14 protein-coding genes and 6 pseudogenes are annotated in these 19,112 nt (G+C 60.7%); 7 read left to right on the top strand and 13 right to left on the bottom strand.

What is annotated here, in order from left to right; translation table 11 throughout:
- Positions 1 to 7: 7 nt before the first annotated feature.
- From L810_RS18675 to L810_RS18630, 11 genes and pseudogenes are all read right to left on the bottom strand, one after another.
- Positions 8 to 955: an alpha/beta fold hydrolase gene (locus L810_RS18675; protein WP_021159832.1), complete on the bottom strand. Its 948-nt coding sequence runs from the start codon at positions 953 to 955 to the stop codon at positions 8 to 10.
- Positions 952 to 2,172, bottom strand: a complete 1,221-nt coding sequence (locus L810_RS18670; protein ID WP_021159831.1) for a thiolase family protein — start codon at positions 2,170 to 2,172, stop codon at positions 952 to 954. Before L810_RS18670 ends, L810_RS18675 begins: the two co-directional genes overlap by 4 nt.
- A complete protein-coding gene (locus L810_RS18665; protein WP_021159830.1) occupies positions 2,169 to 2,576 on the bottom strand; it encodes a Zn-ribbon domain-containing OB-fold protein in 408 nt (135 codons plus the stop codon). Before L810_RS18665 ends, L810_RS18670 begins: the two co-directional genes overlap by 4 nt.
- A gap of 83 nt (positions 2,577 to 2,659) precedes the next feature.
- Positions 2,660 to 4,294: an AMP-binding protein gene (locus L810_RS18660; RefSeq protein WP_021159829.1), complete on the bottom strand. Its 1,635-nt coding sequence runs from the start codon at positions 4,292 to 4,294 to the stop codon at positions 2,660 to 2,662.
- A gap of 230 nt (positions 4,295 to 4,524) precedes the next feature.
- Positions 4,525 to 4,920, bottom strand: a pseudogene (locus L810_RS18655) (ANTAR domain-containing response regulator); the annotation flags it as partial.
- Positions 4,910 to 6,098: pseudogene (locus tag L810_RS18650) on the bottom strand (transporter substrate-binding domain-containing protein). The pseudogenes L810_RS18655 and L810_RS18650, both read right to left, overlap by 11 nt.
- Positions 6,074 to 6,538: pseudogene (locus L810_RS45355) on the bottom strand (ShlB/FhaC/HecB family hemolysin secretion/activation protein); the annotation flags it as partial. The pseudogenes L810_RS45355 and L810_RS18650, both read right to left, overlap by 25 nt.
- Before the next feature lie 133 nt (positions 6,539 to 6,671).
- Positions 6,672 to 8,252 carry an IS66 family transposase gene (gene tnpC / locus L810_RS18645; protein ID WP_021159827.1) on the bottom strand — a complete coding sequence of 527 codons (1,581 nt, stop codon included), beginning with the start codon at positions 8,250 to 8,252 and terminating at the stop codon, positions 6,672 to 6,674.
- A gap of 31 nt (positions 8,253 to 8,283) precedes the next feature.
- A complete protein-coding gene (gene tnpB, locus L810_RS18640; protein ID WP_021159826.1) occupies positions 8,284 to 8,637 on the bottom strand; it encodes an IS66 family insertion sequence element accessory protein TnpB in 354 nt (117 codons plus the stop codon).
- Positions 8,613 to 9,128, bottom strand: a complete 516-nt coding sequence (locus L810_RS44325) for a transposase (RefSeq protein ID WP_063625737.1) — start codon at positions 9,126 to 9,128, stop codon at positions 8,613 to 8,615. The genes tnpB and L810_RS44325 overlap by 25 nt, the downstream gene beginning before the upstream one ends.
- 361 nt (positions 9,129 to 9,489) lie before the next feature.
- On the bottom strand, positions 9,490 to 10,509 hold the full coding sequence (locus tag L810_RS18630) for an IS110 family transposase (protein WP_042975256.1): 1,020 nt from the start codon (positions 10,507 to 10,509) through the stop codon (positions 9,490 to 9,492).
- A gap of 178 nt (positions 10,510 to 10,687) precedes the next feature.
- On the opposite strand from L810_RS18630, the pseudogene L810_RS49120 reads away from it, so the two are divergent.
- The 5 genes and pseudogenes from L810_RS49120 to L810_RS18610 form a co-directional block, all read left to right on the top strand.
- A pseudogene (locus tag L810_RS49120) lies at positions 10,688 to 10,795 on the top strand (winged helix-turn-helix transcriptional regulator); the annotation flags it as partial.
- A gap of 104 nt (positions 10,796 to 10,899) precedes the next feature.
- A pseudogene (locus L810_RS18625) lies at positions 10,900 to 11,422 on the top strand (IS21 family transposase); the annotation flags it as partial.
- Positions 11,412 to 11,765, top strand: a pseudogene (locus L810_RS18620) (ATP-binding protein); the annotation flags it as partial. The pseudogenes L810_RS18625 and L810_RS18620, both read left to right, overlap by 11 nt.
- A gap of 429 nt (positions 11,766 to 12,194) precedes the next feature.
- Positions 12,195 to 12,650: an IS110 family transposase gene (locus tag L810_RS18615; RefSeq protein ID WP_021159820.1), complete on the top strand. Its 456-nt coding sequence runs from the start codon at positions 12,195 to 12,197 to the stop codon at positions 12,648 to 12,650.
- Between the two features lie 313 nt (positions 12,651 to 12,963).
- Positions 12,964 to 13,884 (top strand): proline dehydrogenase family protein, encoded by a 921-nt coding sequence (locus tag L810_RS18610; RefSeq protein WP_042975252.1) that lies wholly within the window; start codon positions 12,964 to 12,966, stop codon positions 13,882 to 13,884.
- 210 nt (positions 13,885 to 14,094) lie between these two features.
- On the opposite strand, the gene L810_RS18605 is transcribed toward L810_RS18610, so the two are convergent.
- Positions 14,095 to 14,289, bottom strand: coding sequence for a hypothetical protein (locus L810_RS18605; protein WP_155836299.1), 195 nt, complete (start codon positions 14,287 to 14,289; stop codon positions 14,095 to 14,097).
- Between the two features lie 1,086 nt (positions 14,290 to 15,375).
- On the opposite strand from L810_RS18605, the gene L810_RS18595 reads away from it, so the two are divergent.
- Both L810_RS18595 and L810_RS18590 read left to right on the top strand, forming a co-directional pair.
- A complete protein-coding gene (locus L810_RS18595) occupies positions 15,376 to 16,377 on the top strand; it encodes a hypothetical protein (RefSeq protein WP_042975248.1) in 1,002 nt (333 codons plus the stop codon).
- 100 nt (positions 16,378 to 16,477) lie between these two features.
- Positions 16,478 to 17,866, top strand: a complete 1,389-nt coding sequence (locus L810_RS18590; protein WP_021159817.1) for an MFS transporter — start codon at positions 16,478 to 16,480, stop codon at positions 17,864 to 17,866.
- Positions 17,867 to 17,905: 39 nt separating this feature from the next.
- Here L810_RS18590 and L810_RS18585 read toward each other — a convergent pair whose 3' ends face one another.
- A complete protein-coding gene (locus L810_RS18585; RefSeq protein WP_155836297.1) occupies positions 17,906 to 19,102 on the bottom strand; it encodes an MFS transporter in 1,197 nt (398 codons plus the stop codon).
- Positions 19,103 to 19,112 lie beyond the last annotated feature (10 nt).

Raw genomic sequence — 19,112 nt, 5'->3', positions numbered from 1 at the left:
CCAACGTTCAACGGGCCGCGCCCGCCAGCCATCCTGCGATCCGCGCCGCAATGAGTTCGCTGCCCGCGTCCATCATCATCATGTGGGAGTGCCCCACCAGTCCCTCGTCACGCAGCCACAACGCATCGGCGGTCCCGCCCGCGCCACGCCACGCGTGAAGCGCGGCCTGCGCGTTGCCGAGCAGGTTGCGCCACAGCGCGGAGCGCTCGATGAAGTCGCCGAACACGGCAAGCGCGCGGCGCCCATCGAGCGGCGTCGCGCCGATCGACGCGAAATCGCCATGCGGCTCCAGCGCCACGACGCACTGAACGAGATCGGGCCAGCGCGCCGCCAGTTCCAGCGCGAAGCCGCCGCCCTGGCTATGCCCCAGCAGCACGCAAGGTCCGATCCGCTTGATCAGCGCGGTCAGCGCGCGCCGCTGCGCATCGACGGTGCCGAGCCAGCGCGGCACCGTGCGGCGGGTCAGTTCGTCGAGAAACGCCACCGGGAACCGCTGTCCGGCAAACGGCATGCGCCTGCCATAATCGGCTGCGTCACCGATCCGGTACAGCGACCATGACTCCTCCTCGCTGCGCACGATCGGCTCGCCCGCCCACTGTCCGGGCAACGCGCAAAAACCCGCGCGGCCCCGCTCGGCGTTGTCGACGACGTGAACCTCAAAACCGGCCGCGAGAAACGCGTGCAGCCATCCGGGACGGCCGTCCGGCGTCGTCTCCCATGAACTGCCCGTCAGGCCGCCGCCGTGGATCAGCACGAGCGGCAGTTCGAAGCGCCGCGCGTGCGGCACGAAATACTGCACGTAGGCCTGTTCGATCCAGTAGCGCCCGTTCGGGTCGTACTCGATGCCCGCGAGCCCCGCGGACAGCGAAACGGTCTGCCGTTCGCGCCCATCGACGACGACAGGGCGGCCGCCGACCGTATAACTGCCCATGCCGGCCAGCGCGAGCGGCTTCACGCCTCGATCCCCAGAATCGCGACGCTATGGCACGCCTGCATGCCGCCGTTCGCATGGACAAGTCCGATCTGCGCGCCGTCCACCTGCAACCCTAGCGCGTCGCCACGCAATTGCCGGATCGCTTCGCTGATGCTGTCCATCACGCACGACACGCCCGGCTGGCCGAACGACAACCATCCGCCATTGGTGTTCGTCGGCAGTTGGCCTTGCGGCCCGGTCGCGCCGGAGCGGACGAACTCACCGGCCCCGCGCAGATCGGTGAACCCCAGTTCGGCCAGCACCTGCAATTCCACATGCGCGAATTGCGATGCCGTCTGGACCACGTCGATGTCCTTCGGTGCGAGGCCCGCCATCCGGAACGCCGCGTCGCCGGCCACGCGGCAGCCCGTCGACGTGATGTTCGGCAAGTCGCCGAGCGGCAGGCTGCTTTGCCGCAGCGCCATCCGGTCGGTCAGATACTCGTGCGTCTGGCATTCGCCCGCGCCGAGCAGATAGATCGGCCGGTCCGACATCGAACGGGCGGTTTCCGCATCGGTCACGATCACCGCGCCGGCCGAACCGGGAGGCCCCCACGGCGCGCAATGCCACAGCCGCAGCGGCGATGCGATCATCGGGGAAGCCATCACGTCGTCGACAGTGACGAGTCCCTTGTGCGCCTTCGCCGCATAAGGATGGTGGACCGCCCATTCCTGGCACTGCACCGAGACTGCCGAGAAGTCCTCCTCGGTCAGGTCGTACTCGTGCATCAAACGTCGCGCCATCTGCGCATAGATCGATGGAATGATCGGCTCGTACGGCTGCTCGAATTCCGGGTCCGCGTCCATGCCGCCGATCTGCGCGCGCGCGGTCGGCAGGCTCGCGACGGCATCCGCGCCGACGCACAGCACGAACCGCGCGACGCCGCTCGTCACCGCGAGCGCCGCGTGCTTGAGCATCGAGTTCATGCCCGCCGCGTGTATCGTGATCTCGGACGCGTAACGCGGCGTGATTTTGTTGTACGCCGCAAAGATGTTGTTCCACTGATGCCGCTGGTCCGACATCGGCGCCCGCCCGGTCAGCAGCCCGTCTATCTCGTGCTTGCCGAGACCCGCGTCGTCCAGCGCGCGGCGGGTCGCTTCCTGAGCAAGGCGCATCGCGGACTTTGCTTCGCCGCGTGCGCAGTAGCTGTCACCGAAGCCGACGATCGCGGCCTTGCCGCGCAGTTCGTTCGCGCTCATTTCGCCCCCACCCGGAATTTAGGCAGCACGAGATCGTCGGCCACCTCGACGAACACGACTTCGAGCGGATCGCCGATCGCGACCTGCTCCGGATCGTCGGCCAGAAATTCCGCGAACATGTGGAACCCCTCGTCCACCTCAGCGATGCCGAGCACACGCGGCGCGTATGCGCCGGCATCCGGCCGCAACGGTACATGCTGGACCGAGTACGAATAGACGCGGCCGCGCCCGGCCGACGCCTTCCATTCGAGCGTGTCGTGAAGGCAGTACGGGCACAACGCGCGAGGATGAAAGACCACCGAGCCGCACGACGTGCAGTGCTGATACCGCAGCTCGCCGCTGCGGCAGCCTTCCCAGTACGGTTCGCTGTCGAGCGACGACCGCGGATAAGTGACCTGCTTCATTGTCTGTCTCCTTACGATTCGCAGCGGAGCGCGCGAGTGAATTTGGCCGCCCGCTTCCGCGCCTGCGAGTCACCCCGCAACCGTCACGGCGCGAGGTATTGTTCGCGCAGTTTGTGCTTCTGGATTTTTCCGCTGTCGGTGAGCGGCCAGGTGGTCGTGATGCGCACGTGGCGCGGAACGCGGAAGTTCGCCATGTGCTGCGCGCACCACGCGATCACCTCTTTCTCGGTCACCTGTTCGTTGTGCCTCGGCTCGACGATGGCCATCACGACTTCGGACAGACGCTCGTCGGGCGCGCCGATGACCGCCGCCTGCGCGATGCGCGGATGGCTGAGCAGTACCGCTTCGACCTCCTGCGCCGACACGTTCTCGCCGCCGATTTTGAGCATGTCTTTCAGACGGCTCGAAAAATACAGATAACCGTGTGCGTCGACGCGCCCCAGATCGCCGGTATGCATCCAGCCTTGCGCATCGATCGCCTTTTCGGTTTCCTCCGGCTGCTTCAGATAACCGTTCATCTGCCACCATCCGCGCATGCAGATCTCGCCGATTTCACCCGCCGGCAGTTCGTCGCCGGTCAGCGGATCGACAATCTTCAGTTCGGTGCCATGAATCGGCGTGCCGCAGCTCTTCGAACGGGCATCCCAGTCGTCGTCGACCCACGCGCTCGTTCCGCCCACTTCCGTCGCGCCGTAGATCTGCAGCAGCCCCGGAATATGCATTTCGTCGCGAACCCGCTTCATCAGTTCGGCGGTGCCGACGCACCATCCAGCCTGCAGGCTGGAAATGTCGAACTCCCGGAAGCGCGGGTGATTCATCTCCATGATGTACATCGCGCCATAACCGGAACGGGCGACGCATCGTTCCCGTTCGATCAGCGCGAGGATCCGCTCGACTTCGTAGTATTCGGCGCTGACCACCTTGCAGCCGATCGTCAGCGGCGCGGGAACGGCTCCGCACGATCCACCGACGTGATAGAACGGCTGCGTGTTGAGGAACGCGTCGCCCGCCTCCATGCCGAGCCGGCGCATCAGTACGCCGCCGAAATTCAGCACGTAGCGGTGATTGCACAGCGCGCCCTTCGGCAGCGACGTTGTGCCCGACGTGTACTGGATCAGGATCGGGTCGTCGATCTTCTGAAGCTTCTGAACCGCTTCCAGCTGTTCGGGTGGAACGGATTCGGCGAGCGCGAGAAAATCGTCCCACGGCAACGCGCGGCTGTCCGGCGTGTCGGACAGGCTGACGACCTTGCGCAGATGACCGAAGCGTCCCGGCTCGACGTCGCCGCCGGGCTGGCGTGCGTCGGTCGGGCAAACCGCGTCGAGCGTGGCGACGAAATCGTGCTTCAGGAAATGGTCGACCATCACGAGGACCGTCGCCTCGCTATGTTCGAGAAAATGCTTGACCTCGAATACCTTCGACCGCGTGTTGATCGCGCCAATGATCGCGCCAATCTTCGCGCAGGCGAGTTCGAGATACGCGAAATGCGCGAGATTCGGCATCCAGACGGCCACGACGTCGCGCTGCCGTACGCCGCTCGCGAGCAGCGCCCTCGCCACGCGATCGACCTGCTCCTTCATCTGCCGATAGGAAATCGACTGGTCTTCGAATACCCATCCGATGCTGTCCGACCAAAGCCCTGCGGCCCGGTCCAGTGCGTCGCCGACGCACATCTCCATGATCGGAAAATCTTCATGACTCTCTGGTTTCAGCTTCACTGGTGGTCTCCTCGGTCCGGCTGCGTCTATTCCATATCATATCACATGAAATGATATGGCTGAACCAGTTCAACCGGGCGAGTTGCTCATGAAACTGCTTGGCCGTACTGCGGGGAGCCGTGCGCAGCGCAGGTCGTTGCCCCCACGTCGTCGCGGCTATTTCGTGCGCCGAACGTCTGCTGCAACAGCGGACCGATTCAGCGACGCGCGTCCGCGCTCCTCGCCCGCGATCACTTCTTTCCCAACCCGAGCTTTTCCATCGCCTCGTGCGCATCGATCACCATCGTCGCGATTTCGCCGACCGTGATCCGCAGGCTCGTCGCGCGCGAGCGCAGGTGTTGGTATGCTTCGTTTTCGCCGAGCCGCTGTGAGTCCATCAAAATACGCACGGCCTTTTCGATGTGCCACCGCGCCTTGATGGCTTCTTCCAGCTTGGCGATCTTGCTGTTCAGCCGTTGCTGATAACCCGACGACGCACGCGCGAGCACGAGGGTGCTCAGGATTCCGGTTGAGCGATACGGCTTCGTGATGACGCCGTGAGCCTGCGTATCGACGAGCATCTTCAGCGCCGTCGGGTTCTCATAGTCGGACAGCGCGATCAGCGTCGCCTCGCTGTCATGGCCGCTCTCCGTCGAGCCAGAACTGGCCGAATCCATACGCCGTCAGGTAAGGATCGGGCTTGACGACGGCGCAGCTCTCCCACACGACGTCGAACGCGCCATCCGCGCGGCAGACCGCGATTCTCGGCGTGAGGATCGCGTGATTGTTGCCGGGGTCGATCCGCAACGGCCCTTCCGGCGAATAAATCTGCACGTCGCGCAACGCGTCGACGAGCCTCGCCGTATCGGGACTATGCGTGCGCCTGAGCGCCTCGGCAAACAGATGCACCTGGTTGTACGCCATCTCCGACCACATGCTCGCGGGCTGCTCGCCGAAGCGCGCGCGCCACGAGTCGAGGAAGCGCCGGTTGCTGTCGTTGTCGAGCGTGTTGAGATAGGTGGCCGACACGATGTGGCCATCGCACATCTGCGGACCGATGATGCGCGTCTCGCCCTCGGTCATCGTCAGGCTGGCGATCGGCACGCGCGCGGGATCGAGCCCGCTCTCTCGGTACAGCAGGTAGAACGCCCGCGCCGCGCGGCCGATCAGCGTGGAAAACACCACGTCCGGCGCGACCACGTGAATCTCGCGCACCACAGATTCGAGCGCGGCCGGATAGGCGTCGCTCGGCAGATAGATTTCCTCGACGATCTCGCCGCCGTGGTCCTCGACGATGTCGCGCATGATGGGGTTCGATTCGCGCGGATAGACATAGTCGGCACCCGCCAGAAAAAAAACGCTGCCCGACGTCGCGCAGCAGCCATGCCGCGAGCTGCATGCTGTTCTGGTTCGGCACCGCGCCCGTGTAGATGACGTTGGGCGAATACTCGAACCCTTCGTAGATCGAGCAGTACCAAAGAAGAGCGTTGTTGCGTTCGATCACGGGCAGGACCGCCTTGCGGCTCGACGAGGTCGAGCAGCCGAAAATCACGTTGACGTCGTCCTCCTGCAGCAGGCGGTTCGCCAGCCGCCGGTATTCGTCCGCATCGCTCTTCGGATCGTAGACGACCGGATCGAGCAGGCGGCCGCCGATACCGCCCGCCGCGTTGATTTCCTCGATCGCCAGCACCGTGCCGAAAAAATGCTCGGATTCGGTGGCCCCCGTGACCGCTGCGCGCGAATAGAGCACGCCGATCCGCCAGCCTTCGTCGGCGCCCGCGCGCTCGCCGGAAAGACTCGTCCTTGGAAAATGCCCGCGTCCCACGTGGCTGCCGCCACTTCGTCATGTGCGGTAAAGCGCAATATCCCGTTCATGCCCGCGCGCAGTACCGTGAGGTCCTGCGGCGAGAGTTCGATGCCATTCACGCTGCGCTCGGTGCGCATTTTGGTGAGCGTGAGGTCAAGGCTCGTGCGGCCGGTTGCCGACCGTGTGAGTACGCCGTCCCATCCCAGCGTCTGGCTGAACGTGCGCCCGTCGAGCAACGCGGTGTTGCCGATCGTCTGCTGATACTCGGAAAGCGCGGTCGTATAACTGATCGTCTGGTAGCCAAACGGAACGGCACCTGAGAATACGAGGGCATTGCTGTCCTCGGAGTCGACGTAGCTCAGCGACATCGACTCCTGAAATCCAATCGTGTTGTCGGCCTCGACCGACGCGCGATAGCGCACCGTGCCTGTGCTCGAGCTACCGTAGTTGTCCATGCCTGTTGAGTTGCACGGAAACCTGACCCACCCTGGGCAGTAATTTGCATCGAATATTGACCCACGGTATGCGATCCACGAACGACGCCCCTCAGAGTAAGGTGGCGGAGCGCGTGAGGTGTGGTAGTGATGCGGGTCAGCGGAGGTCGGCCGGCATTTTCCAAGGAAGCAACGCGTCGTAGTCGTCGACGGTCTTCGCCAGAGGCAGGCGCTGGAACAGCCAGGTGAGGTACCGGTAGGGATCGATGCTGTTTGCTTTGCAGGTCTCGACGAGCGTATAGAGATTGGCGCTCGCGTTCGCGCCTTCGACAGTGTCCGAGAACAGCCATCCGCGACGCCCCACGCAGAACGGTCGAATCGCATTCTCACAGGTATTGTTGCTGATGGGCCAACTGCCGTTCTCGACGTAGCGGATCAGCTTCGGCCACTGCATGCGCAGATAGGTCAGTCCTTTGCCGAGCAGGCTTTTCGGTACGACGCCGGGCGATTGCTCGAGCATCAGCGCGTGGATGGCGTCGAGTACGCGCGCGCTGTATCGTCGCCGCAACCGCTGTCGTCGCTGTGCGATCCACGTCGCACTGCGCGCCTCGGCCGCGAACAGCTTGCCGATCAATTTGATGAAGCGCGTCGCCAGCAGATCGGGCGTTCGGGCGGCCTTTGGTACGCTGTCCTCTGCTTTGACGAAGTACCGTCTCAGGTGAACCCAGCATCCAAGGTGCACGAGCTGGTGACGCCGGGCGATGTCGTTGTAGGGCTCGTAGCCGTCGGTCATCATGACCGCGCCCTCGCGGATCCCGGTGAACAGCTTGTCGGCCAGCCTGGTGCCGCGCCCCGGTGTATAGCTGAAGCATCGGATGGGTACGCACGAATCGGTCATCTGCGCCCAGAGGTAACTCTTCGTTTGCGGCCGACGGCCCTTTTCCTTCAGCACCTGGAGTGTCGTCTCGTCGCAGTAGATCAGCTCGGCATCGAGCAGCGCATCGCGCATCAGGTTGATCACGGGTTGAGTCGCGAGACCCACACGGACCATGCTCGCAGCAATCGTGTTCGACGAGATGTCGCCGCCGAAGCGACGTAGCAGACCGGCCTGGCGATACAGTGGCATCCCGAACTGATACTTGCCGGTGGCGATCCATGCAAGCGCCGATTCGCTCAACAGCCCGCGAGGGATGATGCGAGGCGGCGCCGGCGTCACCTTGATGCCCAGATCGCAGCACGGACATGCATATTTGACGCGCTGGTGCTGGATCACGCGAAGCTGCTCCGGAATCACGTCGAGCTGCTCGCTGATCTCCACGCCGAACTCGACGAGCGCGTGACCATCGTTCACGCAGACGCGTTCGGCTTCGGGCAGCTCGTGCCGCACAACGTCGCGCGGCAGGTTGGGATCGAGTGGCTTGCGATGACCCCGCTTCTTGCGCGTATGTGCAGCGACCGTCGATTCTGGAGTATCTTCCTGAGCCGGAGTGCTGCTCGCGCCGAGCACCTCGGCTTCGTTGAACAGGCTGGGTTGATCTGAATCACGTGCCTCGCTTTTTGCGCCGAACAACTCGTGACGGTAGGCCCGGAGTCGTTCCTCAGCGAGATCGCGTTCCGCTGTCACGAGCCGCAGGGTGCCGCGTAATGCCTCCTGTTCTTCTCGCAACGCACGAGCGGCATCGCGTTCGGCGAGCAGCTCTTTCAGTTCCTCGGCGGTGATCGTGACGTTGACCGGCATGCCGGGTTAGACCAGCACACCGTCTGCCTGTTCAGCTCACACGCAGATATTCCCGCTTCGGATGTCGTCGAATCGTGGTGATGTCATCGCCATCGAGCAGCGCGTGCAGCACGTTGGTCGTCATCGTCACGACCTCAGCCTTGTTGTCGGGCCAGATGAAACGGCTTGCCTCCAATCGTTTCGTCATAAGCCAGAAACCGCTACCGTCCCAGCCAAGGATCTTGATCCTGTCGCGATGCCGGTTTCCGAAGATGTAAAGCGACGAGTCCATCGGATTCAGACGCATCGACTGTTCAACGAGAATCGACAGGCTGTTCATGCCGTACCGGAAGTCGACAGGATCGCGATGCAAATACACCTTCAGATTGTCGTCGAACCGGAACACGGCATCCTCCCAAGGATCTGAACCAGGGTTGTCAGTTCATCAATGGTCGCGATGGCCTTGCCCAGTTCGAGTTCGACACCGTTCGACAGATGCACATGCAGCGTGAGCGTCATCGACGGGGATGGCGGTGTGGACGCAGGCGGTACCGAAACGACAGGCACGAACGCGGGTGGTGGTGCCGCGGCAACGACGAGCTGGTGAGAACTCGGAGGATCGATCGCCAGGCTGTCAGTCGCATCACCCGAAGGCGGCAGGTCGTCGCCGTTATCCTGCGGCGTCGGCGAGACGCCTTTCTCGCGCTCCATCAGGTATTTCGTGATCCACTTGCGCAGCAGGTTGGCGTTGATCCCGTGCTCTTGCGCCATGCGGGCCACCGACACGCCCGGGCGTAACGTCGCCTCGACCAATGCTCGTTTGCCATTTTCATCGTAACGGCGACGGCCGTCACTGCTCTGCCGAACTACTCTCAGCTCTGAGTTTTTGTCAGCCATAGGTGTCCACCTCCAAAATAGGTGGACACCTATGCTCCTCGCTCAGAGTGCTGTTGGGTAGACGTCGATAATGGATCGTATATGAACGCGTCCCGTTTGCGCCAGGTTTTCGTGTGACCGATGTCGACAGGATGGGTTGCAGTCGTATATCCGGCCTTTTTGCAGTCGAATACGTCCGCTGCGGGCCCCTATGAAATCCGCTGACTCGCACCTCATTGCTTACGCGAGCTCAGAGCTCGGCGATCCAGTCAGGTTTAGCGAGTCCCGGTCCGACCTGTCTTGTCATCTCTCACGATTGCCAACGCAACTTTTCGACGTTCACCCTGTGTAAAACGTTGATCTTCTACGCTACGTCCACCGATTAGACGGGCTTCACGCTCATGTAACCCTTTTCATACGGTCGCTCGTAGGCCAGTATTGCCCAGATCGTCCGCGCCATCTTGTTCGCCAGCGCGACCACCACTACGTTTGATGGTCGGCGGGTCTTCATCCGATCTACCCAAGCTCCGGGTTCTTTTGCACGGCTCAGTACAGCCCGCGCTCCGTGGATCAGCATCTTGCGCAGATACTGGTCACCGCGCTTGCTGATCCCGTGCAGGTTCACCTTTCCGCCCGAACCCGTTTGCCTTGGCACCAACCCCACCCAAGCCGCAAACTCTCGACCAGACCGGAAAGCTTTCGGATCACCAATCATTGCGACCGCGGCTGTTGCCGTCAGCAGCCCAACACCAGGAATTTCGCCGATCATTTTCACTGCCTTGTCTTCTTTCTTCCATTCGCGCAGCCGACGTTCAATTGCTGCGATCTCTTCGTCCATCTTTTCGATCCGCTCCCACTGCTCACGCAGAGAATCGATCAGCACCTTCGGTAAACGCTCTTCGACACTTGCGAGCACAACAGAAATTTCCTTGGCCATGGCTGCTCGGCCTTTCCCCATGGCCTCGCCGAACTCAGCGAGCATCCCGCGCAGGCCGTTGATCTGCATCGTGCGGAACTTGACCAGTTGCTCGCGCTGTCGATGCATCATTAGTACCGCCTGTTGCATCTCGGTTTTTACGGCCACCGCCTTGCTCGGCTGCTGTACCGCCAGCCAGATCGCCTTCGCGTCAGCCGCATCGCTCTTGTTGCGGATGTTGAATGCCTTCACGAACTGCGCCGGCATCAGCCTCACCTCGTGTCCCATCTGTATCAACCGCCTCGCCCAGTGATGGGCACCGCTACACGCTTCCATCCCGATCAGGCATCGTGCACGATTCGCGAAGTGATCAAGGAACTGCCTTCGCTTGATCGGCTTGTTCACGATCTCGCCGGTTTCCTGATCAACGTAGTGGACCTGAAACACGTTTTTCGCAATGTCGATTCCAACTGGCGTAGCATTCATCTGTGGGTCCTCCGGTTGCCGGGAAATGCGAGCATTTTCCACCTTGGGCACATCAATGCCGTTGGCCCGTGAGGATCCACCTTCCTTTTCTCCCACGTTCACGGGTGGGACGCGTTCATTTCATTGCTTACGACCCACGTAGAACACTGACCTGCTCGGCAACGGGCGGGGGAACGGAGTGATCGACGTGGCTATATTGAGCATCATCCGGCGCGGGCATTTTCGTGACCATGTTCCGCTGCGCGAGATTGCCCGGCGCCTGGGCATCTCGAGGAATACCGTCAGGCGCTACATCCGGGCGGATACGGTGCTGCCGGCCTATCCCGAACGCCAGAGCCCGAGCAAGCTCGACGGATTTGCGGCGAAGCTGTCCGGCTGGCTGAAGACCGAAGCGAACCGGCCTCCTTCGCCAACCGGCCCGTCAGCCTGCGGGTCTATGCTGGCCGGCTGGTCTTCGTCGCCGAGGGGCAGGTCATTGCGGAACACCCCCGGCATATCGACCGGCGCCACCAGCGCGGCCGGACCAGTCTATGACTGGCGTCACTATCTGGCGGTCCTGCAACGCAAACCCGGTGCGCTGCGCAACGGCGCTCCGTTCACCGAACTCCCCGAGGGATTCCGCAGGCTGCAGGCCGTGCTGCCCAGGCGCCCCGGGGGCGACCGGGAGATGGTCGAGATCCTCGCGCTGGTCCTGCTGCACGATGAGCAGGCCGTGCCGACGGCAGTCGAACTCGCGCTTGAGGCCGGTGCGCCCTCCAAGCAGACCGTACTCAACATCCTGAGCCGCCTGCTCGACGGGACACCGGTTCCACCGCTGCAGGCACCGCAGGCATTTGCCCTGCAGATCGAGCCACGGGCCGATGTCGATCGCTACGACCGTCTGCGCGACCGGGAGGACCACCATGCAGCCTGACGCCATGATGGAGATGCTCAGATCGCTCAAGCTGCATGGCATGGCGCACGCGCTGGGGGAACTGGCCGCACAGGACTCGCCCGCGTATCAGTCCGCGTCACTCGTGCTCTCCGGGCTGCTCAAGGCAGAGCTGGCCGAGCGGGAGGTACGTTCACTGGCTTACCAGATGAAGGTGGTCCGCTTCCCGGCCTACCGTGACCTGAGTGGCTTCGACTTCAGCTGCAGTGATGCCGGCGAGGTGCTGGTGCGGCAGTTGCACCGGTGCGAGTTCATCGGCTCAGCGCACAACGTGGTGCTGGTCGGTGGTCCGGGCACCGGCAAGACGCAGGTATCTATAGCGGTGCGGGGTTGACGCCGAGGGGCAAGTCGATGATGGAGCTGCTGGGCGCCTCGACGAAGTGATCGCGGGTCGACTTCGCACCATCGAATTCAATTGCATTTGATTTGAATCTGGGCGCAGGGCGAACGCCGAGGGCCAAGAGTATGAGGCCGGGCTTCTGTCGATCCAGACTCGCCGTTCAACTCCGCCCGCACACTCGCTGGTACCCTTGCCTGCGGGCACCGAGCCCAGCGACCTTAAGAACGTGGGAGAGCCCGCAAAGTTCGTCCCGACGATGTGAAGCCCATGGTTGCCGGGTTCGGGCTGGCGCAGGCAAGAGTAACGAGATGGTGGCGCATGAATCTGCAAAGTTCAAGCGGCCACGAATGAAACACCTGGCAGTGCTGCCCAGCATCGAGCCCTCTGATTCGTCGATAAGGAGAATAACAACTCATGGCTTCTATCAGCAATGCAGCGGTGCGTCACCGAACCGTCGGCATCGATCTGGCGATCAGTGCGGTACAGGTCGCGCAGATCTTCGATGATGGACATGCGATTGGCAAACCGATCCGCTTTCGTTTGACGTCAACCGACCTCAGGCGTTTCGTGTCAGCCGTTAAGAGCGGCGTCAGTGCGGAAACGCCGATCACTGCAGTGATGGAACCAACCGGAATGGCATGGTTTCCGGTGGCGAACTGGCTGCAGCGTGCCGGAATCAAGGTCATTCGCGTGAAGGGTCAGCGCGTGAAGGCGTTACGCAAATACCTCAGCGAGCATGCCAAGACCGATGCGGCCGACGCGCATGTATTGGGCGCAATACCCGGCTTTGGCGGTCGTTGCCGCGCGTCAAACAAGATGAGAGCCTGCCGGCCATCCAGCTTGACGCTATCTAAACGAGGCATTCGTTGACCCAATCACAGCCCCGATGCAACGCGCATCGGCTTATGAGCACCGCTCGTTCGTGCTACGCTTCGCGAAGCCTGACTGACATAATGAAAGCGGGCTTTGATCTACCCCTAACTGAAAGCGTCTCCCCTCGAATAATGTACGCAGCTGCCTGGCCTCCGTCGAAAACGCACTGAAAGCCTGTGTCGATGCAGTGATTGCATCCACTTTGGCGTTCGTCCCGGACCTGTCGTGAAAAGCAGTCCGGTGAAATCGCTCGAATCGACTTTTCGCCGCCAGATTCGTGTGACCGCGTTTTCATGAGACCACACACAACATGCGTATTTTCAATACGATGGCTGCTCGAGCCATCCCGCTCGTACCCCGTTCGATAATCCGTAAGATCTCCCGTCGCTATATCGCTGGCGAAACACTCTGCGCAGCTCGCACGCGCATCCACACGCTTCACGAAGCAGGCTTCCGTACGACTGTCGATGTGCTGGGCGAGACTGCGTCCTCGTCCGATCAGGCGGAGTCGATGGCTCGCGATTACCTCAATCTCGTCCAGGCGCTCGGTGCAGAAAATAAACCCACCGAGCTGTCGATAAAATTGACTGCCCTCGGACTGCATCTCGACAAAGATGCGTGCATGGCGCGAGTCTCAATGATCTTGAGAGCGGCCGCGTCGCACGGAATCAGCGCGTGCATCGACATGGAAGACATCAGTTGCACCCAGAAAACGCTCGACGCGTTCCTGAGACTCGAAGCCGACGGTTATCCAGTCGGAATCGCGCTGCAGGCATATTTGACGCGCACGAGCGGCGACATCGTTCCTCTGCGTGCGCGCAAAAGCCGAATGCGCATTTGCAAGGGGATTTACGCCGAGGCAAACGAACACCTCGTCGATGGTGCATCGAGGGATCGGACCGCGATCAATGCGCACTTCGTTCGGCACGTATCGACAGCAATACAGGCGGGATCATTCGTGGGCATCGCAACGCACGACGCACAATTGATCGATACGCTGATCAACTGGCTGCAGCGTGAGCGGATTGAGCGCTCGCGATTCGAATTCCAGATGTTGCTAGGGGTATGCGAACCGCTGCGTGACACTCTGCTTGCGCAGGGATTTAATGTCCGGGTCTACGTACCATACGGTCATGACTGGTATGGCTACAGCACCCGGCGCATTAAGGAGAATCCGCGAATTGCCGGATATATCCTGGCGGCGATGATCCGTAGCGCGCGGACCCGCTAGTACTTACAGCGGGATCCTTGGCGCGGGACCTCCCACATCGTTAGTCCCGCTTTTATATTTATTCAGAACCTGAGCTTGCGGTCCGATGAGCAGACCATTGTGGAAGCTGACCGTGGCCGTCTCGGGTCGGACATCCGGGCCCACTTGCACCAGACTCTGGAACGGGCCCAGCCAACGCGCGCTGCAGACGGCGTCCGTCGACGTTCCGTTCTATTCGCCGCAAGTGACAACGCCGTCGTGGTCGAACGACACATCAATGCCCTTCTGCTCCGGTTCGGCTAGTTCGCCCACGACTCGAATCTCCCAATCGCCTTCGCTCCGTCCCCTGTTCAGCAGGCGGAACGATGACCCGAAGCAGCTGCGCGGGTGGACGCTGCGGAAAAAGTTGTCGAACAGACGGGTCAAGTCGCGATGCTGCCCAAACACCAGATCGCCAAGGGCATCGTGCAGTGCGAATCCGAATGGTCACGCTGTTGTTTACAGTTTTTATATCATGGCAGTAAACGTAGTAGCAGTTAACAAGGCTATCGCGATTGTGTGGACAACCGCCAATAGTCCCTGTGAATCAAAGCCCTGTAAAACTTAGAAGCCTGAGGATTCTTCTAGAACATCGAACATAAGCCAAGGATAACTTTATAGCGCGCAGCACAAACGACACGTTATTCAGATTCCGTGCACAGTCAATCCAAATGATGTACAGATGTTAGCCACAGCCGGCTGTGGATAACCTTCTCGACCTGACCGGCTTATTACTGTGGCCGCTTCGACCACGAGAGATAGCGAGTGGCCGTCGCTACACATTGCTTCATGCCCCGCCCACGATTCCCGTCTTCAATCCAGACTTCCTTGCGCTCAACAGGGCTTCGTCACGAGGTGACGCACAGGGATACCTGGGTGTTCAGGACGCGACGTAGGCTCTGGATGAAAGGCGGTTTTTCCTCGACGACGAAGCTTATGCCGGTCGCGGTCGCGGCCGCGGCCGACACGCAGCTTGATGTCCTCAAGCTGCGTGCGCCCTCCGTCCACTCGAACGGTTCCCCCATCAGATCCAGTGACGTGAGCACCTCACGGGTATGGGCACAGTCGGATGCCTGAGTGTTGCCTCATCGCCGTTCACTGACAGTCAAGAAATCAGTTCCCAGCGATCCAAGTCCGTTAAATCCAACTGGATATGATGAAAACTGATGTGCGACAAACCCCGCCGCACATTGAACCCGAGAAAACGTTCTCGACACTCGCCGATCCAGCGATCGCAGCAGAAACATGGCCAGCTTTGCCACCCATGAAGTTGGCTGTTAGACGCAATCTGCCCTAGTACGTGACCGGTCACCCCGGCGATCCGGAATACCCAACCCCGCCTCCAGTAACCGTGCCCGACAGAATTGGGCACGGCACCCTGCTGCGCGCCGGGGACGAATCTGTCTCGTCGCCATGGGTTCACGACGCCGTTCGGTTAATCCGGTATCCAACACAAGCATAGTGAGGACAATCATGGTCGAACTACCCATCGACTACCAGTTTTCCAGCGCTGACCGGGCTGCGCTGACAAGCGCGCTGAGTGCCATCACAACGAATCCCTACATGAAATACGGCGAATTCGAGGCACATATCAATGCTCTTATCGAGCGAGGTGCTGTACCACATTCATTCACGGACTTTTGTGAAAGCAAGCGCGAAGCGGACATGTTCGAAGACCCTTATGTATTTCTTCGCAACTGTCCGATTGACACTTCGCTACCGTTCCTAGATTTCGACGAGCCGGTCATCGACAAGCGCAACCGGAAGGTCACGTACGTTGCCGAAGGCTTCCTTCTTCTATATGCGAAATTAATGTGGCAGGAGCCGATCGGCTATGCGAACGTGAACGACGGCGATATCTTCCAGGACATTCACCCCAAGCGTGACCTGGTGGCAAGTCAATCGCAAAAGGCACTCAAGCCGATCTTCTTCCACAAGGATCTTGCCAACCATTTCGTTCGCCCGGATTGGGTGAACATTCTCGGATTGAGATCGTCGACTGAAAACGAAGTGTATACCTCGTTTGTCCGCAACAAGGATCTGCTGAACGAGCTCGACTCGCAGACGCAGGCAGTGTTGCGGCGCCCCGAGTTCTATACCCCCTTTGACGATCTCACGATGTACAAAAGCGCGGTGCAACTCGGCAACGCCGACATGCACCCGATACTCGGTGGCGCGACGCCGACGGACTTCCGTTTCTTCGAAAACCGTACGGAAGGTCAAACACCGGCAGCAAAACTCGCCGTCGCTCGGCTCGTCGACGTGTTGCATCGCCTCAAGAAGCGCGTTCTGATCCAGCCAGGCGATCTGATCGGTTCGGCGAACAACGATTGCTTGCACAATAAGGATGTGGGTACCATTCGCGACGAGAAAGCCCTGAAAGAACGCTGGCTGATGAAGACCGTCAATGTCCGCTCTCTTCAGGACCATCACGCCCACTTCATCGAAGGACGCCCGCGCATAGTGCACGGGTGATCCTGCTGCAACCGCCAGGGGCAAACTGCCGACTACCGGCGTTCGCCCTCTGGCCAGACATGCAACGCCCACACAAATAGCCCCGCACCCTACCATTCCCATGCTTGAATCCACCACTCTCGCCAAATCAATCGCAGACAGAGCGCCACCTGTGCACGTCTGGAAAACGGCACTACTCATGGCCGCGGCATCGATTGGGTATTTCGTCGTCCAGTTGGACGTGTCGATCGTCAATCTCAGCCTGCCGGCTATGCAAGCGTACTACCACGCAGATGTTTCGATGCTTCAATGGATCGTAAACGCCTACACTCTCGCGTTTTCTGTCTTCCTGCTCTCGTCTGGCGTACTCGGTGATCGATACGGAAGCAAGCGATTTCTCATCATAGGTTATGCACTGTTCTTCGTTGGCTCGCTTGCGTGCGGCTGCGCACCCAGCATCACTTTCATGCTCGGCGCTCGCTTCGTTCAGGGCATTGGTGCCGCGATCATCGTGCCGAATTCGCTGGCCGTCATTAACTGGTCATTTTCCAGCCACAACGCGCTCCGGCTCACGCTGCTCTCGGTCTGGATGTCATTCGGCGGTGCTGCGTTGACGAGTGGTCCGATCATCGGTGGACTCATCACGGCATTCGCTAGTTGGCGGTACATCTTTCTCATCAATCTGCCGGTTTGTCTCGCTGGTATCATATTGACGCTGCGGTATGTCAAAGTACCTCCAAAGTCTACGGCGCGCATGAGCGACTGGGGTGGGCAAATGCTGCTTCTTGTCGCTTCTACGGCGCTGCTCATGCTCATCATTAACTTCACAAGACTTTCGCATTTCGCCGTTGCAGGGCTTGGTCTTGCGACCGTCATCGGCCTTGCATTATTTGTGAGCATTGAATGGCGCATCGATAATCCAGCCATACCACTGAGCCTGTTTGTCGATCGGGGGCTACAACGCGCACTTGTGGTCGGCGTGATCGTCAACTTTCTATATTTCGGTGTAGTGTTTTTCGCCAGCCTCTATTTCCGTGATGCACTCAGAATGAGCTCACTACAGGCCGGCCTTGCGTTTATCCCCATCACGCTGCCATTGATCGGCGCCAATATCGTAAGCGGAAAGTTGAGCCAAAACGGAGGCCCTAGACGTTCGATTCTGTTCGGTTTCGGACTCCTGATTCCAGGAACCATCTTGCTCGCATTACCGCCCATGCGGCACGCTTACTGGCTGATGCTGCCCGCCTTCACGCTCATTTCGTCAGGTGTCGGTTTGATCACGCCGATGATCACCGCAACGGCATTACAGACGATCGGACCCGAGCGCGGCGGCATGATTTCTGCGGTCGTCAACTTCTCACGCCAGATTGCCGGCGCGTTCGGCGTCGCTGTCTTTGGACTTTTTGTTGCGCACGAAGATATCGCGGCGTCATGGCGCGACTTCAGCGTGGCGCTAATAGCGACGGCGTGCGTCATGATGCTCTGTACACGTGCATTTCGGCACAAGTAAGGCGATCGCGAGCACTCGACCAAACTTGCTGGCTCCGCACTATGCCGGGTGGTCATCGGCACCAGAACCAAGACGCAGTCCGGGCACCGACCTCCGCGACAGACCTGTGCGGACAACGGTCACGGTGAAAGCTGCTACCGTCGCACATCCGAACAGCGTCAGTGTGGCGGATATACCGATGGTAGCGCTCACGAGCGGTCCGGCAAAGCTCGCTAATGCGAAAGCCCCGAAATAGATGCTGAAAGCTCTGGCAGGTCGCGTAGGAGCGGTACTCGCTGCCAGCGCTGGAAGCTTGCCGGCAACCGATCCGAACGCCAGTCCCGTCAGCGCGGCGAACAGCATAAACAGCGAGGGACTTCCCAGTGACGTTTCCGCAACGATGGCCAAATAACCGCTCATGGCGAAACCCAGCACAACGCACCACGTGGCACCAGGGGAAAGAAAGTCGGAGAGCGCACCGCCAGCGAGCCGTCCAATGCTGTTTGTGATGGAAATCGCTGCCGTGCCGACAACGCCGAGCCAAGTTTCTGAGCCGTGCGTACTCGCGAGGCGTCCGATTTCCGCGAACGCCGCCGAACCGAAAGGCACACAGGCGAACAGCAGGACAATATTCCCTGTCACCGTGCCCAGGCCAGCGTCGCTGACTACTACGGCTTCGACATTCGCCGCCAGCTTTGTCTGCCGGGGAGAACGCGGAAGCGCGACGAGTGCCAGAACGCCCAGGATGCACCAGGCCGTGGCCAGGATGCCGAGCGCGACGCGCCATGATTCGTGCCGGGCGAGGCACAGGAAAAGCGGAACATTGATCGTTGCCGAAAGACAATAGACGGCGAGCAGAGCACCAGAGAACCGACCGTGCGCACGCGATGCGACGCGATTCACCAGCTGGATGCTTGCTGGCGTGGATAGGCCGCCCCCCACGCCCAATGCCAGACAGGCGTAACAAAGAGAGAAGGTCCACGGCGAGTCGCTGCTCAGCCCGGCGAGCGTGCCTGCCGCAAAACAGACGCATGCCCCCATTAGCACTCGTTCGGGCGGGTAATGTCCGATGAGCCACCCGCCGGCCAGAATGGCAGGAAAGAGGGTTAGCGGCGTCAGGGAAAACATGAGGTCGAGAGACGCGATCGACCAGCCGGTTTCCCGATAAACAACCGGTGCGATCCCACCCCATGCGTATACCATCCCGAACATCAACTGAAAAGGAACAAGACATCCAAACGTCTTCCAGATTGACACCTCGCACCTC

Source organism: Burkholderia sp. AU4i (genome assembly GCF_000466765.1).
Classification (GTDB): Bacteria; Pseudomonadota; Gammaproteobacteria; order Burkholderiales; family Burkholderiaceae; genus Burkholderia; species Burkholderia cepacia.
The sequence above is the reverse complement of the archived record's forward strand: the minus strand, read 5'-3'. Positions and strand labels throughout refer to the sequence as shown.